Annotated in this window: 24 protein-coding genes; 16 read left to right on the plus strand and 8 right to left on the minus strand. The window is 38.0% G+C overall.

What is annotated here, in order from left to right; all coding sequences use genetic code 11:
* Positions 1 to 288: 288 nt before the first annotated feature.
* The 4 genes from UKS_RS00495 to UKS_RS00515 all read right to left on the minus strand — a co-directional run bounded on the left by UKS_RS00495 (position 289) and on the right by UKS_RS00515 (position 3648).
* Positions 289 to 1356: a DUF6287 domain-containing protein gene (locus UKS_RS00495; protein ID WP_156011363.1), complete on the minus strand. Its 1068-nt coding sequence runs from the start codon at positions 1354 to 1356 to the stop codon at positions 289 to 291.
* A gap of 6 nt (positions 1357 to 1362) precedes the next feature.
* Positions 1363 to 2316, minus strand: coding sequence for a hypothetical protein (locus UKS_RS09775; RefSeq protein ID WP_232049745.1), 954 nt, complete (start codon positions 2314 to 2316; stop codon positions 1363 to 1365).
* Between the two features lie 62 nt (positions 2317 to 2378).
* On the minus strand, positions 2379 to 2816 hold the full coding sequence (locus UKS_RS00510; protein ID WP_156011364.1) for a thioredoxin domain-containing protein: 438 nt from the start codon (positions 2814 to 2816) through the stop codon (positions 2379 to 2381).
* Positions 2809 to 3648 carry an excalibur calcium-binding domain-containing protein gene (locus UKS_RS00515; RefSeq protein ID WP_156011365.1) on the minus strand — a complete coding sequence of 280 codons (840 nt, stop codon included), beginning with the start codon at positions 3646 to 3648 and terminating at the stop codon, positions 2809 to 2811. The genes UKS_RS00510 and UKS_RS00515 overlap by 8 nt, the downstream gene beginning before the upstream one ends.
* A 184-nt stretch (positions 3649 to 3832) precedes the next feature.
* On the opposite strand from UKS_RS00515, the gene UKS_RS00520 reads away from it, so the two are divergent.
* Positions 3833 to 4159, plus strand: a complete 327-nt coding sequence (locus UKS_RS00520; RefSeq protein WP_156011366.1) for a helix-turn-helix domain-containing protein — start codon at positions 3833 to 3835, stop codon at positions 4157 to 4159.
* A gap of 400 nt (positions 4160 to 4559) precedes the next feature.
* On the opposite strand, the gene UKS_RS00525 is transcribed toward UKS_RS00520, so the two are convergent.
* Positions 4560 to 5363 carry a hypothetical protein gene (locus tag UKS_RS00525; protein ID WP_140834014.1) on the minus strand — a complete coding sequence of 268 codons (804 nt, stop codon included), beginning with the start codon at positions 5361 to 5363 and terminating at the stop codon, positions 4560 to 4562.
* 524 nt (positions 5364 to 5887) lie between these two features.
* Here UKS_RS00525 and UKS_RS00535 point away from each other — a divergent pair.
* The 3 genes from UKS_RS00535 to UKS_RS00545 all read left to right on the plus strand — a co-directional run bounded on the left by UKS_RS00535 (position 5888) and on the right by UKS_RS00545 (position 7560).
* On the plus strand, positions 5888 to 6175 hold the full coding sequence (locus tag UKS_RS00535) for a type II toxin-antitoxin system RelB/DinJ family antitoxin (protein ID WP_049494786.1): 288 nt from the start codon (positions 5888 to 5890) through the stop codon (positions 6173 to 6175).
* A complete protein-coding gene (locus tag UKS_RS00540) occupies positions 6165 to 6512 on the plus strand; it encodes a type II toxin-antitoxin system RelE/ParE family toxin (RefSeq protein WP_049494785.1) in 348 nt (115 codons plus the stop codon). Before UKS_RS00535 ends, UKS_RS00540 begins: the two co-directional genes overlap by 11 nt.
* A 385-nt stretch (positions 6513 to 6897) precedes the next feature.
* Complete coding sequence (locus UKS_RS00545) at positions 6898 to 7560, plus strand: hypothetical protein (RefSeq protein ID WP_232049746.1); 663 nt, start codon at positions 6898 to 6900, stop codon at positions 7558 to 7560.
* 197 nt (positions 7561 to 7757) lie between these two features.
* Here the strand turns inward: UKS_RS00545 and rpmG are convergent, their stop codons facing one another.
* Positions 7758 to 7907, minus strand: coding sequence for a 50S ribosomal protein L33 (gene rpmG, locus UKS_RS00550; RefSeq protein WP_001265622.1), 150 nt, complete (start codon positions 7905 to 7907; stop codon positions 7758 to 7760).
* A gap of 15 nt (positions 7908 to 7922) precedes the next feature.
* Positions 7923 to 8105 carry a 50S ribosomal protein L32 gene (gene rpmF / locus UKS_RS00555; RefSeq protein ID WP_000290417.1) on the minus strand — a complete coding sequence of 61 codons (183 nt, stop codon included), beginning with the start codon at positions 8103 to 8105 and terminating at the stop codon, positions 7923 to 7925.
* 230 nt (positions 8106 to 8335) lie between these two features.
* On the opposite strand from rpmF, the gene ilvD reads away from it, so the two are divergent.
* Positions 8336 to 10039 (plus strand): dihydroxy-acid dehydratase, encoded by a 1704-nt coding sequence (gene ilvD, locus UKS_RS00560; RefSeq protein WP_156011367.1) that lies wholly within the window; start codon positions 8336 to 8338, stop codon positions 10037 to 10039.
* A 60-nt stretch (positions 10040 to 10099) separates the two neighbouring features.
* Here ilvD and UKS_RS00565 read toward each other — a convergent pair whose 3' ends face one another.
* Complete coding sequence (locus UKS_RS00565; protein ID WP_049494775.1) at positions 10100 to 10441, minus strand: metal-sulfur cluster assembly factor; 342 nt, start codon at positions 10439 to 10441, stop codon at positions 10100 to 10102.
* A 122-nt stretch (positions 10442 to 10563) separates the two neighbouring features.
* Between UKS_RS00565 and UKS_RS00575 the strand changes: the two genes are divergently transcribed.
* The 11 genes from UKS_RS00575 (at position 10564) to UKS_RS00625 (ending at position 19803) form a co-directional block, all read left to right on the plus strand.
* Positions 10564 to 11418, plus strand: a complete 855-nt coding sequence (locus tag UKS_RS00575; RefSeq protein ID WP_156011368.1) for a helix-turn-helix domain-containing protein — start codon at positions 10564 to 10566, stop codon at positions 11416 to 11418.
* 312 nt (positions 11419 to 11730) lie between these two features.
* Positions 11731 to 12978, plus strand: a complete 1248-nt coding sequence (locus UKS_RS00580; RefSeq protein WP_156011369.1) for a transporter — start codon at positions 11731 to 11733, stop codon at positions 12976 to 12978.
* A gap of 76 nt (positions 12979 to 13054) precedes the next feature.
* On the plus strand, positions 13055 to 14335 hold the full coding sequence (gene hisS / locus UKS_RS00585; protein ID WP_156011370.1) for a histidine--tRNA ligase: 1281 nt from the start codon (positions 13055 to 13057) through the stop codon (positions 14333 to 14335).
* Positions 14335 to 14799 carry a hypothetical protein gene (locus tag UKS_RS00590; protein WP_156011371.1) on the plus strand — a complete coding sequence of 155 codons (465 nt, stop codon included), beginning with the start codon at positions 14335 to 14337 and terminating at the stop codon, positions 14797 to 14799. Before hisS ends, UKS_RS00590 begins: the two co-directional genes overlap by 1 nt.
* 9 nt (positions 14800 to 14808) lie before the next feature.
* Complete coding sequence (locus UKS_RS00595; protein ID WP_001176227.1) at positions 14809 to 15015, plus strand: helix-turn-helix transcriptional regulator; 207 nt, start codon at positions 14809 to 14811, stop codon at positions 15013 to 15015.
* On the plus strand, positions 15015 to 15212 hold the full coding sequence (locus UKS_RS00600; RefSeq protein ID WP_156011372.1) for a hypothetical protein: 198 nt from the start codon (positions 15015 to 15017) through the stop codon (positions 15210 to 15212). Before UKS_RS00595 ends, UKS_RS00600 begins: the two co-directional genes overlap by 1 nt.
* Complete coding sequence (locus tag UKS_RS00605; RefSeq protein WP_156011373.1) at positions 15209 to 15949, plus strand: DUF3169 family protein; 741 nt, start codon at positions 15209 to 15211, stop codon at positions 15947 to 15949. Before UKS_RS00600 ends, UKS_RS00605 begins: the two co-directional genes overlap by 4 nt.
* 11 nt (positions 15950 to 15960) lie before the next feature.
* The gene (locus UKS_RS00610; RefSeq protein ID WP_156011374.1) at positions 15961 to 16602 is read left to right on the plus strand and encodes a CPBP family intramembrane glutamic endopeptidase; all 642 of its coding nucleotides are present in this window, start codon (positions 15961 to 15963) and stop codon (positions 16600 to 16602) included.
* A gap of 17 nt (positions 16603 to 16619) precedes the next feature.
* Positions 16620 to 16850: a hypothetical protein gene (locus UKS_RS00615; RefSeq protein WP_049494763.1), complete on the plus strand. Its 231-nt coding sequence runs from the start codon at positions 16620 to 16622 to the stop codon at positions 16848 to 16850.
* A gap of 270 nt (positions 16851 to 17120) precedes the next feature.
* Entirely contained in the window at positions 17121 to 18884 is a 1764-nt protein-coding gene (aspS, locus tag UKS_RS00620; RefSeq protein ID WP_156011375.1) for an aspartate--tRNA ligase, read from the plus strand.
* The gene (locus UKS_RS00625) at positions 18862 to 19803 is read left to right on the plus strand and encodes a YitT family protein (RefSeq protein ID WP_156011376.1); all 942 of its coding nucleotides are present in this window, start codon (positions 18862 to 18864) and stop codon (positions 19801 to 19803) included. The genes aspS and UKS_RS00625 overlap by 23 nt, the downstream gene beginning before the upstream one ends.
* The last annotated feature ends 145 nt before the right edge of the window (positions 19804 to 19948 follow it).

The raw sequence follows: 19948 nt of genomic DNA on the forward strand, positions 1-19948 counted from the left end.
GCTATCAGTTTTTACTGTACAATAGTATCAATTTCTCTCTCTGTGTTTGTGGTTAGTAATGCGCGTGATAATAGGATTTCTAAGGGTCGATTAAAAAATAGAATAGTAATGGATGTATGTGAATTTTGCTATTCAACGATTAACTCTCTATATCAAACATGTGTTAGTAGTGTGGAATTGTCTGAAGGAGGTTCATGTGATATAAAGGATATACAAAACCCCTGCAATTACTCATTGCAGGGGTTTTCAGCTATTAGAGAAGAATTAATAGGTAGAGGCAATTTTGGTTTAATCTATTTTGTAAAATACCTGTTCGGAGCTATTCGGAGCAGTTTGTCCAGCTATGATTCTATTTTTGCTTAAATCAGAATCAATCCATTTTATAGTAATGCCAATTGGATAAACACTCATACCATATCCTGTAGGTCCTGTGCTAACACTAAAACCTATCTGTCCATCGCTTCCTATACCTGATTTATATATCTGTCCTCCTTTTACTAAACCATTCTTATTAAACACTATTTCATGTCCTAGCTCATTCCTCCAAGTACCAGCTACACTAGAATAGTCTCCATGTAGAATAGCCTGTGTATCAATTTCTTGTGTTGTATTTTCTGTGTGTTTTTCTTCTGTGGGAGTCGTGATAAGTGTGGCATCAGTAGCAAATCTATATTGAAAATGTTCAGAATCTTCTGCGATTTTAACTGTAAATGTAGCAGTCATTCCTTCTTTCCAACCCTTAATGAGTGATTTTTTAATTGGTATTTCAATTCCAGTAATGGGAGCATTGCTAGCTCTTACCCACACACTGTAATATGAGCTCAGTTGTTGAAGATTTCCGTTATATTCTCCCCAAAAAGACTGTCGAATTAGTTCTGCTGTGAAGCGATATAGTTGACCAGTCTTTAATCTGCCATCATTCTCCATGTCTCTAAGCTCTTCGGCTGTCGTATCTATTATACTATCTTCAGTTGAGCTAGAGCTTGTAGTAGATGTGCTGGAAGAAGAGGTGGATGATGCAGAGGAACTAGAAGTAGTAGATGAGATTTGTTGTGAAGAGTGACTATCTACTGTTTCTATATTCCTATCTGGATGTCTAAAGAATAAAAAAGTAGCTCCTATAATGGTAAGAAGTAGAAGTGTAATTGAGGATATAAGAATCCAAAGCTTGTTGTTCTGTGGTAGAGGACAAACTACTACGTGATTCTGATTTTGGTAAACTTCAACAATATCATTTACTTTAGGATGAAAAGTTAACTCATTGATAGGAACATTTAGAGTCTCGTTTGTGTGGAGTCGAATGATAATATGTGTTTCTGAAACGTGAATAATTTGGTTATGTTTTTTATTTTTCATGTAGTATTAGTTCTCGTACATATAGGCAACCATGAGAGGTAGTGTTTTTGTGGATTTAAAGACCGTCTCATAACTTTGTCTTCCTTTTACTAGTCCGTACAATGTTATATGGTCATCTTCGGCTATAACTCTATTGTTGTATTCAGAAGGAATAGAAACCAAAATAATTTTATCATAGTCATCATTTATGGCTACACGCAGTGTATAGGCTTTCCCATCTTCCATAGCTTGTAAAACTTTACCATATACCCTTACTTTAGTATCTACGGCTATTTCATCATGATTCCACTTGTTATAGTCTACTTCACCATAATTTGCTTTATCATTATCTACAGTAATCTTAGGTTTTGATGGTACTGAGGATGATGAACTAGAGCTACTCTCTCTAGATAATGAAGGTGTAGTAGAGCTACTTGCCTTTAAAGAGGATGAGGAGTTAGAACTATTTTGTGATGTAGTATTTCTTGAAACTGTCGTTGGTGTCTTTTCTGTAAACTTTTCTACAAAACCAAATGCCATAAATGACAAAATCACACATACAAGAGCGATAATAAAACATTTGAAAGAAATGTCCTTATTTACTTTACTTTTTTTAATAGATGAAATTATTAGAAATGCAAGATTTAATAAGCACATTATAGTCGACTCAAGTACAACTAGGGCTATGGTTTCCTGATAACCTAGATATATTGAACAAATTACAGTGATAATAGCTATAATTATTACTAAAACTAGATTTATATGTGCGACTAATGATAGTCTTTCAGAAATACTTTTTTTCACTTTGCTAATTTTATTTTTACTATCAATCTTTATAACAATATCACCATAAACCTCGACATAATCCCCTATACTAGGTTCAAAGTCACAAGATTCAATAGGAATTTCCTTTAAACTTCCATCTTCATAACCTATATAAACTGTAGCTTCAGTTATTTTAATAATTTTTCCTTTAATCATTGTTGGTCTCCCTGAATTTTATCTTATAACATTCAAGTTATTAGCTGTTTGTACTTGTTTTTTTATTTCTCTTCAATAAACTGTGTAATCACTTCAACATTAGCTTGACTTGCTTTCGGTAATATGTCATATACTGTACCATTTGTGAAGTAAGTGAGATTGGGGATTGTTTTGAATCCTACAGTTGTTTTAAAGTTATTCCAACTTGTCTTATCTATATGCTCACTATCTAAGTAATACACAGTTGTCTCAGTTTTATCTACTGCTTTTGCTAGCTTTGGAGCAAATTCTTGGCAGTATGGACAACTCTCTCTCCCTGTGTATAGGTAAAAGCTTTCTTTATGTTGTATTTTCTGTTCCACAGCCTCTAAACTTATCTTTTGGAGTCTGTTTATAGCTATCTGGTAGTCTGTTTGTGGCAGAGTGGTTAAGTATGCTGTGAATGTGACGATTATAATAAGTAGTAGTGACAGTAGAATAAGAACTTTCTTACTATTCATCACATCCGTATCCGTCTTTATCTCTATCTAACCATGGACCGTATTGTGGGTCACTAGCAGGTATATTTACACGTCCTGCTTTTCGTGCTTCCGTACAGTTTTTGAACGGTCTTAAATGAGATTGTGGAGCAGGCGTAGACGATTGTGTAGGAGTAGTTATAGTGTGAGATGAAGCTTGTTCTTGCTCTTTTTCTCGTGAAGATGCTTTGCTTTCTTCCTCTTTTGATTTAGAGGCTTCGATACTTGCTTTTTCTTCTTCTTGTGCTTTCTCTGTTTTTCTCACTTCACTGATTACTAACGAGCCTTTATCGATTGAATCGTATTTTTCTATAGATACTGTGTTTCCTGTATAGACCATAAGTTCATTCATTTTCACAGCTAGTGATTCAGGTGTACGAATAAGAAGCTTCTTGCCTGTTATGCTGTACTCACGGTATTCATCTTTTTCTTCAATCCCAATTACCTCGGCTTCAACTTCGTAGAGTTTATCTGTGTTAGAGAGTTTGTGTGCTATCTCTCTCACTGCTTTGGCTCGTAGTATGATTTTAATTTGTGGTGTATTTAGATAAGCGTCTACAGCTATATGTCCAGTTGGAGACCATTTCTCTATTTTAGAGCTAGTTTCACTACTGGATGATGAAGTAGAGGAAGAAGAACTAGACTGTTTAACTTGTGAAGACTGTTTGACAGAATCACTAGCCTTAGTTTGAACTTGTGAGTGTTTAGTACTACTGCTAGTTAATAGTGTAAAGAAAAAAATGAGGATAAGCAATAGTACAATACTACCTATAATCTTTTGTTCTTTGCTCAATTCCTTAAGCTTTTTAAGCATATATAACCTCCTAATATTTAACTTTATTTAATAAAATAAAAGAAATATTTCCTAATAGTTATAATTATATCACACAAATTTTAACAATAGAATATATTTTTAAAAAATATTAAACCATAGAGAATGTAAACCTGATTGTTTAATCTATAAGATAGATAGTAGATTTAACATAGAGGGTGAAGGAATGGATGATATATTAGAAACTATAAGTAATCAGATACGAGACTTACGAGCTTCAAAGAAGATTACACAGCAAGAACTAGCAGAAAGAACAAATCTAAGCGTTCCTTATATCAGTCAGATAGAAAATAATCACAGAAATATCTCTTTGGAAACTTTTGTGAAGATTGTTGATGCTTTGGAAGTTCCATTGAGTGATTTTTTCTTACCTTATTCTGTGCCACAAGATACAGAAATGATGGAACTGTTATTGAAGATTCAGAAACATCCACAGCATAAGATGATTGTTCATAAGGTGATGGAAATACTTGAATTAAGCCAAGATAGTTAGTGTAAAATAAAAAGCAACTAAAGTGTAATTTATCCGAAATATATCCAACAGTAGACAGTTACTTTAGTATTTATTGGTATTTCCTTCATTCTTCAGATTGTTATAGTCTCTTGTGAAGTAATTTTTAATAGTAATCTGTAGGTCAGGTAATTAGAATCTATCCGTACTTTTTACATATTGTGAGGATTAAAGGTTACATTATTCAGATAAGGAATGAGAATTATTTTTCTTTATTGAAGAGGTCGATTAAAAAATAAAAAGAAAGCGCTGAATCTAAGTATCCAGTGCTTATCTATTACCTTAAAAATGTGTTATCTCTTATATAGGGGAACCTGTTAGAAGAATCCTAATAATTGTTGTAATTACAAAAGTAAAAATTACTACTATTCTTATTAATTTACTACTTTAATATTCCAGAAAACTTAACTTCATCAGGAGCCATTATATAACGATTCACAGCGACTTCTTCATCACTGAGTGTGTAATAGAATCTAGGGCTATTTACTCCGTGGGATTTAGCAATTTTATATAAAGATTTGTTTAGCGCACTGATAATTGCTCTAAGTTCTTTATTTGAATACGAAGCATTATTTTCTGTGAGAATGATTCTGATGCCAGGTGTTACAGATGTTTTTTCCATTTCAAGCATATTTGCTCCTAATTGTGTATTTACTTTATCTACACCCTCTTGAATTGCATTATAGAAAGCATCTAAATCTACTTTTCTGTTTTCTTCATTAGATTTTTTCTCAGATTCATTAGATTTTTTTTCTGCTTCCTCTTTCATTTTTTTCTGTTTTTCCCGTTCTTCTTGTTCTTGTCTCTCCTTTTCTTCTTTAATCTTTTCGATTTGTTTATTAAGTTTCAATTCCACTTCATCTACACGGTAAGACAAGTTACCAAATTTTACCTCATAATCGGTTGGATATGTATCTTTTAGGTGTTTAATTTCCTTTTTAACAGATGACAATTCACTATCATTAGAAACAAGCTTCAAAGCTTCCTCTAGCGTTATATTTGGTTTAATATTTTCTGTGTCATTTTCTAGTGTTTCAACTAACTTAGTAACACGTTCCGTATCTTTAGCATATTCTTGCTTACTATTGCTTTCTATTATATGAGCAAACCAAAAACCTAAAAGAGAAAATATCACTAAAAAGCCTATAAAGTAGTTAGCAAATTTCTCAATTTTCTTTTTATTCATAAAAAGCCTCCTGTTTTATATTTATGTTTAAAATATTGTTAAACACTATCCTAATTATACCACAGTTATATATACATTAGTTAATTCTTTTTAATAATTTTTAACTAAAGTAAATATACAACCTTAATCTACAAGATGAATAGAGTAAAATAAAAAGTACCTAAATGGTACTTCTTACTTGCCTACTGAACTCATCACCATGAAATTTGTACTCCTTTTTGTCCACCTTGGAGTAAAGTTTAATCTATTTTATTTAATATGTAAATTCTAAAAATATTACAGAATCAACATTTATAAAGCATAACAAAGTGTAATTTATACTAAATCTATTCTACAACAAAATGTTGTAATATTTTATTGAATCAGATAGGCTTTAGAGCCTTGATATTGAGCACTTTGGGGCGCTTTCCCTTAGTGCTTTTTTTGTTTTTACAATAGCTTTTAAGCATACAGCTATAAGTATCTATACGCGACTAGACCTGTATAGTTTAAAGTGATATAATAGTCTAAAAGGAGGTACTACTATGAATGTTTTAGAAAAAAATACACAGGTAAACTTTAAGACTAACAAAGACTTGTTAGAGAAGGCTAAAGCTATTATCACAGCGCAAAATCTTGATATGACAGCTAGTTTTAACTTGTTTTTAGAACACATTGTAGAAAATAAAGCTTTGCCATTTGAAACTCAAGTAGATAAAGAAAGAGAAGAACTTCTATCAGGGTTGCGTGCTGAAATTGCCCGTAGCTTTGACGATTTAGAACATGGAAGAACTTACAGCCTTGATGAAGTGAGGGCTAACCTTGGAATTTAACGAGAACGTATATAGCCTTATTATCTCCGAAACGGTACAAGAACAGCTAAGAGGTATTAAAGATTATATCTCAGCTAACTACTTTTCAGAACAGGCAGGAGCAAACACAGTTAAGAATATTCTTTATGGTTTGAAGCGGCTTGAAGTTTTTCCAGAAGCAGGATTTGATGCTGATGAAAGAGTAGGAGTTATTATATACCCACCCCACAAAACTCGATGCATCATTTTAGGCGATTACCTAGCCTTCTATCATATTTTAGAGGACAGAAAAGCTGTCTTTATATCAGATATTATTCATAGCAAACAGGACTACATCCGCTTGTTCAAGAAAAAATAGTGCATATTATTGAACTGTGTTTTGGATTCTCTAAAATACTAGACAAGATGAAATTTCTAGTTCTAGCATTTCAATAGATACAAATAAATAGAGAAAAGCAAAAAAAGACTTAGTCTTTATTTAAAATATATTAGAAATAATATGAAAATCTTTTTATAAAAATATTATATTCAATAATACTGACACAATAGAAATTGAGAAGAGATGGTATTCTTCGTTTTTATATTTCAGGTTCTCACAGTATGAAAAATCGATGGTATAATAAGATTAGACGGATTATTTATTGAGGTAATAGCGATGAAATATTTTAAATTAATCAATGGTGGAACTTATCATATTGATGAGTTTGAAGAGAGAACAAATAAAGAATCACTATATTATCAAAATGGCAGTAAGTACGCATTGTGTCCAACTTGTGGTTCTTCGATTCAACTTATCGGGGGGGAATAATAATACGCGAAATAGAGCTGGAAGATATTATGCGGCACATACAAAAAATCCTATAGAAGGACTGCCATACGACATAGGAAGAAAAAGTAATTGTGCAAATTATGAAGGAAATCAAGATAATTGGCAGGGTATTTATCAAAGGAGACAAGGGCTTCCTGAAAATGAAGAATTATCTAGATTTATAGACAATAATAAGTCAGATATTGCTAAAAAAGTTGGTGACTTAATTGGATTTTATGGAATCAAATGCAATGGGGAGCCAAGTGCTATTTTTAACCGATTATTAAATTCTTTCAAAGAAAACGGAGGATTATGTATTTCACCAGAACAATTTGCACCTGAATATATTCCTAGAATGATTATCGAAAGAGCTGAGCCAGTTATTTGCTGGGGTTCAATTCCTCATGAAGAAATACGCAATCGTATCCTACAACATCCACTGTTACAAGATTCAATTGATGGGAGACAATTTAAACCAAATATTGAAACAAGGCTTGTTTGTGTTTTAAATAATGGAAACGCTCCTACTCAAATCCAAATCAGATTATTGTTTGAAGAAAGGGAATTGAACTTAAAACAAGTAAATGCTAAAATTTAGTGCAACGAAAGATAAAAAAGAGAAACCTCATAATGAAGTTTCTCTTGCTTTTAATCGTCCGAATCAATATTCTTATTTCAAAAAAGTAGTGAAAAAGGTAGTGATTCGAATGATTTCCCTTGCAATATAGTGAAATTAACAAAAAGAAAAAACGCTTGAATCAGCGTTTTTCTTCTGTATTGATTCGTATTGAACCCTTACTTAACTTCTGTAAACACAACGTGTTTGCGAAGTTTTGGTGAGTATTTCTTCAATTGAAGACGGTCTGGAGTGTTACGTTTGTTTTTAGAAGTAAGGTACAAGCGTTCACCAGATTCTTTGTGTTCAAGTGTAATATTTACGCGCATGGTATCTCCCTTCTATTATTCAGCTGATGCAGCTTTAGCGATTTTACGTCCTTTGTAGTATCCTTTAAGTGATACACGGTGAGAACGTGAGTAATCTCCAGTAGTTTCGTCAAAGTTTACAGATGGAGCTGTTACTTTGTAGTGTGTACGACGTTTGTTTTTCTTCGCTTTTGAAGTGCGACGTGCAGGTACTGCCATTTTGATTTCTCCTTTAGGTATTTAAATTCGATTCAATCTACTGATTTTCATCAACCATACTAGGATAACACATTTTTTTTGTAAAGTAAAGTTACTTGACAAAAAAAGATGAAAAAATTAGAAGGTCATCGACCAAATTAATCGAAATTTTCTGAAAATTCAAGAATTTTCTTCTGTTCATTGCCTTTAAAATGTGCTATAATAGTAAAAACTGAAATGGGAGGGAACAAATGACTGAATTAGATAAACGCCACCGCAGTAGCATTTATGACAGTATGGTAAAATCACCAAACCGTGCCATGCTTCGTGCGACTGGTATGACAGATAAGGACTTTGAAACACCGATTGTGGGAGTAATTTCGACTTGGGCGGAAAATACACCATGTAATATCCACTTGCACGATTTTGGGAAATTGGCTAAAGAAGGTGTCAAATCTGCAGGTGCTTGGCCTGTTCAGTTTGGGACAATTACCGTAGCGGACGGGATTGCCATGGGAACGCCCGGTATGCGCTTCTCTTTGACATCTCGTGATATCATTGCGGACTCTATCGAGGCGGCTATGGGTGGTCACAACGTGGATGCCTTTGTCGCTATCGGTGGCTGTGATAAGAATATGCCTGGTTCTATGATTGCCATTGCCAATATGGACATCCCAGCTATTTTCGCCTATGGTGGAACCATTGCACCGGGAAATCTTGATGGCAAAGACATTGACTTGGTTTCTGTCTTTGAGGGGATCGGAAAATGGAACCACGGTGATATGACAGCTGAGGACGTCAAACGTCTTGAATGTAATGCCTGCCCTGGCCCTGGTGGCTGTGGTGGTATGTACACAGCTAATACCATGGCGACTGCTATCGAAGTTCTCGGTATGAGTTTGCCAGGCTCATCCTCTCATCCAGCTGAATCAGCTGATAAGAAAGAAGACATCGAAGCAGCAGGACGTGCTGTTGTTAAGATGTTGGAGCTCGGTCTCAAACCATCAGACATCTTGACTCGTGAAGCCTTTGAAGATGCCATCACTGTAACCATGGCTCTCGGTGGTTCTACCAATGCCACTCTTCACTTGCTTGCCATTGCCCATGCTGCCAATGTTGACTTGTCACTTGAGGACTTCAATACGATCCAAGAACGTGTGCCTCACTTGGCTGACTTGAAACCATCTGGTCAGTATGTCTTCCAAGACCTCTACGAAGTCGGTGGTGTGCCTGCGGTTATGAGATATCTCTTGGCAAATGGTTTCCTTCACGGGGACCGCATCACATGTACTGGTAAGACTGTCGCTGAGAACTTGGCTGACTTTGCAGACCTCACTCCAGGTCAAAAAGTTATCATGCCACTTGAAAATCCAAAACGTGCAGATGGTCCGCTTATCATCTTGAACGGGAATCTTGCCCCTGACGGTGCGGTTGCCAAGGTATCAGGTGTTAAAGTGCGCCGTCACGTTGGACCAGCTAAGGTCTTTGACTCAGAAGAAGATGCGATTCAGGCTGTTCTGACAGATGAAATCGTTGATGGCGATGTAGTCGTTGTTCGTTTCGTTGGACCTAAGGGTGGTCCTGGTATGCCTGAGATGCTGTCACTTTCATCAATGATTGTTGGTAAAGGTCAGGGAGACAAGGTTGCCCTCTTGACAGACGGACGTTTCTCTGGTGGTACTTATGGTCTGGTTGTTGGACATATCGCTCCTGAAGCTCAGGATGGTGGACCAATTGCCTACCTTCGTACAGGCGATATCGTTACGGTTGACCAAGATACTAAAGAAATTTCCATGGCCGTATCCCAAAAAGAACTTGAAAAACGCAAGGCAGAAACAACCTTGCCACCACTTTACAGCCGTGGTGTCCTCGGTAAATATGCCCATATCGTATCATCTGCTTCACGCGGAGCCGTGACAGACTTCTGGAATATGGACAAGTCAGGTAAAAAATAAACTCAAAAAGCAAGCCAACTTCGGCTTGCTTCTTTTCATCTTCAAAAGTAATTTTCCTGCTTAACGAGGTGGCAGTCCAAGGGCAATACGGCCATAGCGACTGATTCGTGTGATTTTCCAAGCAGGCGACCAGGTGACTTCAACCTTGACATCTTCGATACCATCAATTTGTTTCAGACCTGCCACGATTTCGATAGGCAAGCTTTCGGCACAATCACAGGCGGTGTCAGTGAAGGTCATGACAATCTTGCAGAGACCCATTTCGTCCAGATTGATTTCATAAATCAGTCCTAGATTGTAAACATCCAATTCCACATCTGTATCAAAAACCTTCTCTAGTTTTTCGATAATTTGGTCTTGTAAGGCCAAAGCACGGTCATTGATTTTGATATCGTCTCTCATTACAGTCCCTCCACGTGATAAATATCCTCTATTTTCTCATAATTCTGACAATTTGGCAAGTTTTTGATGAATTTTCTGAAAAATATGATAAAATGAAGAAAATACGGAATCAAGGGGAACCCATGGAGCAGATTGGAAAAGTCTTTAGACAATTACGAGAGTCAAGAAATATCTCGCTGAGACAAGCAACTGGAGGACGATTTTCGCCGTCTATGTTGTCCCGCTTTGAAACAGGTCAGAATGAGCTTTCGGTGGAAAAGTTTCTATTTGCCCTAGAAAATATATCTGCCAGTGTGGAGGAAATCCTCTTTCTGGCCAGAGGTTTTCAGTATGATACAGATTCTGAGTTGAGAAAAGAAATCATAGATGTCTTGGATCCAAAGAACATAGCTCCGCTTGAAGACTTGTATCGCAAGGAGTATCAAAAGCAGGCCGATTCTCAAAACAAACAGAAACATATTTTAAATGCCATTATTATCAAGTCCTATATGAAGAGCATGGATGAAAGGGTGGAGTTAACGGCAGAGGAAAGGAAAGTCCTTCATGATTACTTGTTTTCTACCGAGATCTGGGGAATCTATGAACTCAATTTATTTTCAGTCAGTTCTCCCTTCTTATCTATTTCTCTTTTTACTAGATATGTACGAGAAATGGTACGTAAATCTGATTTTCTAATGGAAATGTCTGGCAATCGAAATCTGTTTCACACTATACTATTGAATGGTTTTTTAGCTAGCATTGAATGTGAAGAATTTACCAATGCCTCTTATTTTAAACGTGTTATCGAAGAACATTTCTACAATGAAAATGAGACCTATTTCCGAATTGTCTATTTGTGGGCAGAGGGTCTCCTTGACAGCAAGCAAGGTAGAGTCAAGGAAGGTCGGAAAAAGATGGAAGAGGCTGTCCGTATTTTTGAGATGCTAGGCTGTAACAAATCTGCCGATTACTATAGAAGAAAAACTCCCGATTCTTGAATATCTGCAAACTAAGAAAATGATTTGAAATTTTAAGCGATAGAACTGTTGAGCTTTCTCAGGCCATCAAAGAAGTTCTATCGTTTTTTTGCTCATTTTGTGTGTTGCATATATTCAAAAGTTTTTTCTCTAGAATTTCTAAGTGCTATACTGTAGTCATACTTCATATAGAACTTATACTCTTCGAAAGTCTCTTCAAACCACGTCAGCTTTATCCCCAATCTCAAAACAGTGTTTTGAGCAACCTGCGGCTAGCTTCCTAGTTTGCTCTTTGATTTTCATTGAGTATTCGAACAAGAAGGGAGATTACCTATGAAACTATTGTTCAGAAATCAAGCTTATCGTCTCTTGACTTTGTCACGCTTCTTCAATGCTTTTGGTGCTTCGATTTTTAATCTGGTATTTATCGTCTATGCATCGACCTTGCCACAGGCCTCCTTTGCTGTTGCTATGGCGAATATTGTCATGATTATTCCGACTCTCTTTACAGTTTTTGTAGGGATTCGGGCAGATTACACGAGGGATAAGGTCAAATGGATGGTCTATAGCGGTTTGTTTCAGGCGGTTTTATTTTTTCTAGCAGCCCTAGTTGTTCAGCAAGCTAGTCTCTTTGCCTTTTCTAGCCTGTGTTTGATCAATGTTATCAGTGATGTGATTAGTGATTTTGCAGGTGGTTTACGAATGCCTCTCATTAAGGAAAAAGTAGCTGAAGAGGATTTGATGGAAGCTTATTCTTTTTCCCAGTTTATCACCTATATTTCAGCTATTGGTGGTCAAGCTTTCGGAGTTTGGCTCTTAGGTCTATCGGTCAACAATTTTTCCCTCGTTGCGGGAATCAATGCCTGCTTTTTCCTCGTATCAGCCTCTATTCTCTTTTTAGGAAAAAGCAAATTGAGCCTGTCAATGTCATCTGCCGCTGGTGAATCACAAAAAAATGATAAGCTTTCTATCAAAGACCAGTTCCTAACAATTTACCGAAATTTACGCCTCGTTTTTCTTAAAAGTGGACAGAAAAACTTTGGTTTTATGCTCTTTGCTGTCTTGCTGATCAATGCCTTGGGTGGCGCTTTGGGTGGAATTTATAATATCTTCTTCTTGAGCCATTCTCTTTTGGATTTTTCTTACACAGAGGCATTATTTATCAGTCAATTCTGTGCTTTGTTAGCAATCATCATCAGTAGCCTTACGGGCAATGATTACTTTGGGAAGCAGTCCCTGCCTAGATTGATGATGTGGGCGACTGTAGGACTCAGTCTAGTTGGTCTGGCTAACGTATTCAATCAAGTCGTGCTTGGCTTGCTATTTCTCTTCTTTACTCTGTATGTGTCTGGTAAAGTTTCACCAAAGATTAGTGCCATGCTCCTGAAAAATCTAGCTCCAGAGGTTCTAGCTCGTACCAGTAATTTTTTAGGTTTATTATTTACCTTATCTGTACCTGTGGGAACAGCCTGTTTTTCACTAGTAGCCGTATGGAATATACAGTTGACTTGGATGCTATTTGTTGGTTTTTCCTTGCTAGCTATTCTTTTGACAGTTATTAATCTTAAAAATGATATCTAAATCCTAATTTTTTCTCACTGTTTTAATCCCTTTATTTATGGTAAAATAAGACTATTAAGTTTAAAGAGGATTCCCTATGAAATTACAAAAACCAAAAGGAACGCAGGATATTTTACCTGCTGAATCTGCCAAGTGGCAGTACGTTGAGGGCTTTGCCCGTGAGATTTTCAAGCGCTATAACTATGCGGAAGTGCGCACGCCCATTTTTGAGCATTACGAGGTTATCAGTCGCTCTGTCGGAGATACAACCGATATCGTAACCAAGGAAATGTATGACTTCTATGACAAGGGTGACCGCCATATCACCCTCCGTCCAGAAGGAACTGCTCCCGTTGTCCGTTCCTATGTGGAAAATAAACTTTTCGCCCCAGAAGTGCAAAAGCCAAGTAAGTTCTACTACATGGGGCCCATGTTCCGCTATGAGCGCCCACAAGCAGGTCGTTTGCGCCAGTTCCATCAGATTGGTGTTGAGTGTTTTGGCTCTAGCAATCCAGCTACCGATGTGGAGACCATCGCGATGGCAGCCCATTTCTTGAAAGCAATCGGTATCCAAGGTGTTAAATTGCACCTTAACACTCTTGGAAATCCTGAGAGCCGTGCGGCCTACCGTCAAGCCTTGATTGACTATTTGACACCGCTCAAGGAGACCTTGTCTAAGGATAGCCAACGTCGTTTGGAGGAAAATCCTCTCCGTGTCTTGGACTCTAAGGAAAAAGAAGACAAGGTGGCAGTAGAGAATGCGCCGTCTATCTTGGACTTTCTTGATGAAGAAAGTCAAGCTCACTTTGATGCTGTGCGTCAGATGTTGGAAAATCTTGGAGTAGACTACATCATCGATACCAATATGGTGCGTGGTCTGGACTACTATAACCACACGATTTTCGAGTTTATCACTGAGATTGAGGGCAATGACTTGACAGTCTGTGCGGGTGGTCGTTACGATGGTTTGGTTTCTTACTTTGGAGGCCCTGAAACTGCTGGCTTTGGTTTTGGACTTGGTGTAGAGCGCCTGCTTCTCATTCTTGAAAAGCAAGATGTGGCCCTCCCTATCGAGAATGCCCTAGATGTCTACATCGCAGTCTTGGGTGAAGGAGCAAATGTCAAGGCCTTGGAGTTGGTACAAGCCCTTCGCCAACAAGGTTTCAAAGCAGAGCGTGATTACCTCAACCGTAAACTCAAAGCTCAGTTTAAGTCAGCCGATGTCTTTGCGGCTAAGACCCTCATCACCCTAGGAGAGAGTGAAGTCGAAAGCGGACAAGTGACGGTCAAGAACAATCAAACCCGAGAAGAAGTGCAAGTGTCATTTGAGACAATCAGCCAAAACTTCTCAGAAATCTTTGAAAAACTAGGATTTTAATGATAGATAAACCGGTCAGGAACCTATTCCTGACCTTTTTCTTTTGCAAAATGACAAAAATCATAAACTTTTTGACAAATATGCTTGTCAAAAAGAAAAAGATGTGTTACAATGTAAGTAAGTTAAGAGAAAAGGAGAAAGGAGCTATGATGTGGGTAGTAGTACTTATACTATTTCTGATTTTCTTTTATTCTAATAATTCTGAAAAAATCAAGAAACTAGAGAAGAAAATCAAAAAGCTTGAGCGAAAAGAGAAAGGAAATATAGAAATGTCGAGATTATTGCAAGAAATGATTGGAAAGAAACCAATTATAACAGGAGCGTATATTGGGCCAGATAACTGGGAAGTTGTGGATGTCGATGAGGAATGGGTCAAACTACGTAGTGTTGATAAAAAGGGGAAAGAAAAATTCAAGTTGCAACGTATTGAGGATATCCAAACTGTTGAATTTGGCGGAGAGTAGGTGTGTAACATGCAACTAAAAAATCGTCTAAAAGAACTTCGGGCTCGCGATGGTCTCAATCAAACCGACCTAGCCAAGCTAGCTGGGGTTTCCAGACAGACCATTAGCCTACTAGAACGGGATGAGTACACCCCATCCATTATCATTGCCCTGAAAATATCTCAAATTTTCAACGAAACAGTCGAATCGGTATTTCGCTTGGAGGAGGACGAGTGATGAACAAGTATAAAGTGATCTATTATGTAGTTGCCGTAGCCCTATTAGTCAGCCTGTGTCTACTAATTGGAACAAATTTAGGATGGTTTGATCTCTATTACAGCGACCAATTTGTTTGGGCCTACTTTGCCCTTATCCCAGTCGTTGAATGGATTGAAAAGAAATCCAAAAATCTAGCAAGTGAAAAAGGAGAATGAATATGAAAAAGAAACGTGGTTTGTTATTTTTAATTCCTTTTGTCTTGGGAGTTTTTTTGTACATGTTTGTAGATATGTTGAAGGCTGGTTCCGAATTCCACGGAATTATGTTAGATGTAAAAATCTTGATACCATGGATATCAGCTATTTGTTTACTATCAGGTTTCGTTGGCATTGTTTTGACGTTCAATTTCTTAAAGAAAAGCAGAAAATTTCACTCCTTGTATCAAGAGGAAATGGATGATGATTTGAATGAAACCTATTATGTGCAAATGTATCGGAATCTTGAGTTTGGAACCATTACTTCTAGTATTACAAGTGTAGCGATTTTATTGGCTCTTGTCATCTCAGGTAGTGAAGTAATTGTACTCGATGTAAGTCATATAACATTTTCCCTTTCCTTTTTGGAATTAGTGCTGCTCTTGCAGAGTCAAAAATATCTTTCTAAAACAATTGCGATTGTTCGTCAATTTGATTTGGCTCTTTTCTCTACACCAAAGGATGTCTTGAACTATATTAATTCTTATGATGAAGGGGAGCGTCAGGCTAATTTGGAACAGAGTTTTCGGATTTTATTCCAATTAAATAACTATGTCTTACCAGGCTTATATATTTTTCTTTTTATCATTTCTTTCTTGACAGGAGAGATTCAGTTACTAGCTTTCTTGCTTGTAGGAGCGATTCATATTTATATCAATGTGATGCAGTTACCTATGGTGAAACGTTATTTTAAATAAAGGAGTTATCTATGAAATTACTTAAAAACCTTGGCTGGTTTGTTCTTGCTTTCTTATCATTTTTGTTTATCTATGGGACCGTTCAGAGTGGGGCTGTAGAAGCTTTGAAACTAGGCGCTTCACCCTATGCTGTTACCTTGCTCTATGTGGCCTTGGCTGGAGTTTATGTGTACGGCATTTACAAATGGTATCAGAAAGGTCCTGTTCGTATTGAGAAGAGTGACTTCAACCGATTTATTTGGCTTCCTGCCTTGGTTTGGTTCTTATCTCTGGTTGTCCAGTTTTTCTTGCCAAATGATCCTTCAGTAAATCAACAAATGGCGATAGACTTGACCTTGTCTCAACCACTTTTCTCATTCTTTGCGGTCGTTATTTTTGCTCCTTTGACGGAAGAGCTTATCTTTAGAGGAATGTTGGCGCGCTATCTCTTTCCTAAGCAGGACAATAGTAAACAAACTCTGATTTTCCTTCTGGTATCTAGTCTTCTGTTTGCCTTGATTCATTTTCCAGGTGATGTGCAACAATTTTTTGTCTATTTTAGCCTGGGTTTTAGTTTAGGCTTGGCTTACATTAGCAGAAAAGGTCTGGTCTACAGTATTTCTCTCCACGCTTTGAATAATTTAGTCGGCTTTTTGATGATTCTCATGCTATAATAGAGTCAGGAGGTCACATGAAACGAGTAATTTTATTAGCAGTGATTCAGGCAGTTGTTCTATTTTTCATTATCGGGGCGCTAGCTTATGCCTTCAAGGGCGATTTCTTCTACAACTATCTAGCAGTTGTCTTTGCCCCTATTGCAGGTGTCTTGCGCTTTGGGACAGCTTATATAACGGAAATTGTCTTGCCTCGAAAGGCAGCTGAAATCGCTGAAAAGCGTAAAGCAGACAACAATTCAAATTAAAAGAGTCCGGTGATATTTTCATCGGATTTTTGTATTATACTCAATGAAAATCAAAGAGCAAACTAGGAAACAAGCCGCAGCTTGCTCAAAGCACGGCTTTGAGGTTGGAGATGAAGTTGACGTGGTTTGAAGAGATTTTCGAAGAATATTAGCGCTAATTTTTAGGGACTTTACCTGATTTTTTAAGACAGGCAAACTTTTCTGCTGATTTTCATGAAGAGCCTGCGCTTTTATGGTAAAATAGTAACAGAATAAAAGAGGAGAGAAAACATGAAACGTAGTATGTACGCTGGTCGTGTTCGCAAGGAGCACATCGGACAAGAAATGACTTTGAAAGGATGGGTTGGCCGTCGTCGTGACCTTGGTGGTTTGATCTTTATCGATCTTCGTGACCGTGAAGGAATCATGCAGTTGGTTATCAACCCTGAAAAAGTCTCTGCAGAGGTTATGGCAACAGCTGAAAGCCTTCGTAGCGAATTTGTTATCGAGGTGACTGGACAGGTCGCTGCGCGTGAGCAAGCCAATGATAAGTTGCCAACTGGTGCGGTTGAGTTAAACGTGACCGCTCTGACAGTGCTGAATACAGCTAAGACAACCCCATTTGAGATTAAGGATGGCATTGAGGCTAATGACGATACACGTTTGCGTTACCGTTACCTTGACCTTCGTCGTCCAGAAATGTTGGAAAATCTTAAACTTCGTGCTAAGGTGACCCACTCTATCCGCAACTACTTGGATGAGTTGGAGTTTATCGACGTGGAGACACCATTCCTTTCTAAGTCAACGCCAGAAGGGGCGCGTGACTATTTGGTGCCATCTCGTGTTAATAGAGGGCATTTCTACGCTCTTCCTCAAAGTCCACAGATTACAAAACAGCTCTTGATGAATGCTGGTTTTGATCGTTACTACCAAATCGTCAAATGTTTCCGTGATGAGGACTTGCGTGGAGACCGTCAGCCTGAGTTTACTCAGGTCGACTTGGAAACGTCTTTCCTTACTGAGCAAGAAATCCAAGATATCACAGAAGGCTTGATTGCGCGCGTGATGAAAGAAACTAAAGGTATCGAAGTGACGCTTCCATTCCCTCGTATGAAATACGATGATGCTATGGCTCGTTATGGTTCTGACAAGCCAGATACTCGTTTTGACATGTTGCTTCAGGACCTGACAGAAGTGGTCAAAGGTGTAGACTTTAAAGTCTTTTCAGAAGCACCTGCTGTCAAAGCCATTGTGGTCAAAGGCGCTGCGGACAACTATTCACGTAAAGACATCGACAAGATGACGGAAGTAGCCAAGCAGTACGGTGCCAAAGGTCTTGCTTGGGTCAAGGTGGTTGATGGAGAAGTAAACGGACCAGTTGCCAAGTTCTTGACTGGCATCCAAGCAGAATTGACAACAGCGCTTGCTCTTGAAGATAAGGACTTGGTTCTCTTTGTGGCGGATACGTTTGAGGTGGCCAATGCAGCTCTTGGTGCCCTTCGTGGACGTATTGCCAAAGAGCTTGGCTTGATTGATGGCGATAAATTCAACTTCCTTTGGGTGGTTGACTGGCCAATGTTTGAATGGTCTGAAGAAGAAGGCCGCTACATGAGCGCTCACCACCCATTCACCCTTCCACAGGAAGAGACTGCTCACGAATTAGAAGGTGATTTGGCTAAGGTTCGTGCCATTGCTTACGATATCGTCTTGAACGGTTATGAGCTTGGTGGGGGTAGTCTTCGTATCAACCAAAAAGACCTTCAAGAACGTATGTTCAAGGCTCTTGGTTTCTCAGCCGAAGAAGCAAATGACCAGTTTGGTTTCCTTCTTGAAGCCATGGACTATGGTTTCCCACCACATGGTGGCTTAGCTATCGGGCTTGACCGATTTGTCATGCTCTTAGCTGGAGAAGAAAATATCCGTGAAGTCATTGCCTTTCCTAAGAATAACAAGGCAACTGATCCAATGACACAAGCTCCTTCAACAGTAGCTCTCAAACAACTAGAGGAACTCAGCTTACAAGTAGAAGAAGATGAAACAAGCAAAACGAATTAAGCGGTGGCGCTATTATCTGCGCCGCTTTGCTCATCAGATAAAAATTTTACGTGTCTTACAAAGCATCTCTCGCGAAAAATATGATGAGAAGATTTCGGCCTCTCTGGTCTATGGTTTTTTATCAGCAGTAGCGGTCAATTTCTTTTTCCAACCAGGGCATGTGTATTCGAGTGGTGCGACAGGTCTGGCACAGATTATCTCTGCCTTGAGTAATCACTGGTTTGGTTTTCACATTCCGATTTCGCTGACCTTCTACGCCATTAATTTTCCTTTGATGGTCTTGGCTTGGTATCAGATTGGGCATAAGTTCACCGTCTTTACCTTTATCACGGTGTCCATGAGTTCCTTCTTTATCCAGTTTATTCCTGTGGTGACCTTGACGGAGGATCCCATTATCAACGCCCTTTTTGGGGGTGTTGTCATGGGCTTGGGGATTGGTTTTGCTCTTCGCAACAATATCTCCAGCGGTGGGACAGATATCGTCAGCCTGACCATTCGCAAGAAAACAGGGAGGAATGTTGGTAGTATTTCTTTCTTGGTAAATGGAACTATCATGCTGATAGCAGGTTTGACCTTTGGTTGGAAATACGCTCTCTATTCTGTGATTACCATCTTTGTCTCTAGCCGTGTCACAGACGCTGTCTTTACCAAGCAAAAACGCATGCAGGCCATGATTGTGACCAATCACCCAGACAAGGTAATTGAAAAAATCCATAAAAAATTGCACCGCGGAGCAACCATGATCCACGATGCAGAAGGAACCTATAATCATGAGAGAAAGGCAATCTTAATTACCGTTATCACACGAGCAGAGTTTAATGAATTTAAACAGATTATGAAACAGGTGGATCCAGGTGCCTTTGTCTCTGTGTCTGAGAATGTTCATATTCTGGGACGATTCGTTGAAACAGAAAATTAGTAACCAAAAAACCAGCTCGAGCTGGTTTTTATTTTGGCTCTATAATATTTGTAGTGGGTAAATCCCCTATAGATATTATGGAGCTATTTTGTTGTAGAAAAAAAGTCCCATATGACCTATAATGAAAAGCGACAAAACAACTCAT

It is taken from the genome of Streptococcus sp. 116-D4 (genome assembly GCF_009731465.1).
In the GTDB taxonomy this organism is placed as follows: domain Bacteria; phylum Bacillota; class Bacilli; order Lactobacillales; family Streptococcaceae; genus Streptococcus; species Streptococcus pseudopneumoniae_E.

Excerpts from the sequence above, each read along its gene's own strand:
- UKS_RS00495 (WP_156011363.1), bottom strand. The coding sequence starts at position 1,356 with ATGAAAAATAAAAAACATAACCAAATTATTCACGTTTCAGAAACACAT.
- UKS_RS09775 (WP_232049745.1), bottom strand. The coding sequence starts at position 2,316 with ATGATTAAAGGAAAAATTATTAAAATAACTGAAGCTACAGTTTATATA.
- UKS_RS00510 (WP_156011364.1), bottom strand. The coding sequence starts at position 2,816 with ATGAATAGTAAGAAAGTTCTTATTCTACTGTCACTACTACTTATTATA.
- UKS_RS00515 (WP_156011365.1), bottom strand. The coding sequence starts at position 3,648 with ATGCTTAAAAAGCTTAAGGAATTGAGCAAAGAACAAAAGATTATAGGT.
- UKS_RS00520 (WP_156011366.1), top strand. The coding sequence starts at position 3,833 with ATGGATGATATATTAGAAACTATAAGTAATCAGATACGAGACTTACGA.
- UKS_RS00525 (WP_140834014.1), bottom strand. The coding sequence starts at position 5,363 with ATGAATAAAAAGAAAATTGAGAAATTTGCTAACTACTTTATAGGCTTT.
- UKS_RS00535 (WP_049494786.1), top strand. The coding sequence starts at position 5,888 with ATGAATGTTTTAGAAAAAAATACACAGGTAAACTTTAAGACTAACAAA.
- UKS_RS00545 (WP_232049746.1), top strand. The coding sequence starts at position 6,898 with ATGGCAGTAAGTACGCATTGTGTCCAACTTGTGGTTCTTCGATTCAAC.
- rpmG (WP_001265622.1), bottom strand. The coding sequence starts at position 7,907 with ATGCGCGTAAATATTACACTTGAACACAAAGAATCTGGTGAACGCTTG.
- rpmF (WP_000290417.1), bottom strand. The coding sequence starts at position 8,105 with ATGGCAGTACCTGCACGTCGCACTTCAAAAGCGAAGAAAAACAAACGT.
- ilvD (WP_156011367.1), top strand. The coding sequence starts at position 8,336 with ATGACTGAATTAGATAAACGCCACCGCAGTAGCATTTATGACAGTATG.
- UKS_RS00565 (WP_049494775.1), bottom strand. The coding sequence starts at position 10,441 with ATGAGAGACGATATCAAAATCAATGACCGTGCTTTGGCCTTACAAGAC.
- UKS_RS00575 (WP_156011368.1), top strand. The coding sequence starts at position 10,564 with ATGGAGCAGATTGGAAAAGTCTTTAGACAATTACGAGAGTCAAGAAAT.
- UKS_RS00580 (WP_156011369.1), top strand. The coding sequence starts at position 11,731 with ATGAAACTATTGTTCAGAAATCAAGCTTATCGTCTCTTGACTTTGTCA.
- hisS (WP_156011370.1), top strand. The coding sequence starts at position 13,055 with ATGAAATTACAAAAACCAAAAGGAACGCAGGATATTTTACCTGCTGAA.
- UKS_RS00590 (WP_156011371.1), top strand. The coding sequence starts at position 14,335 with ATGATAGATAAACCGGTCAGGAACCTATTCCTGACCTTTTTCTTTTGC.
- UKS_RS00595 (WP_001176227.1), top strand. The coding sequence starts at position 14,809 with ATGCAACTAAAAAATCGTCTAAAAGAACTTCGGGCTCGCGATGGTCTC.
- UKS_RS00600 (WP_156011372.1), top strand. The coding sequence starts at position 15,015 with ATGAACAAGTATAAAGTGATCTATTATGTAGTTGCCGTAGCCCTATTA.
- UKS_RS00605 (WP_156011373.1), top strand. The coding sequence starts at position 15,209 with ATGAATATGAAAAAGAAACGTGGTTTGTTATTTTTAATTCCTTTTGTC.
- UKS_RS00610 (WP_156011374.1), top strand. The coding sequence starts at position 15,961 with ATGAAATTACTTAAAAACCTTGGCTGGTTTGTTCTTGCTTTCTTATCA.
- UKS_RS00615 (WP_049494763.1), top strand. The coding sequence starts at position 16,620 with ATGAAACGAGTAATTTTATTAGCAGTGATTCAGGCAGTTGTTCTATTT.
- aspS (WP_156011375.1), top strand. The coding sequence starts at position 17,121 with ATGAAACGTAGTATGTACGCTGGTCGTGTTCGCAAGGAGCACATCGGA.
- UKS_RS00625 (WP_156011376.1), top strand. The coding sequence starts at position 18,862 with ATGAAACAAGCAAAACGAATTAAGCGGTGGCGCTATTATCTGCGCCGC.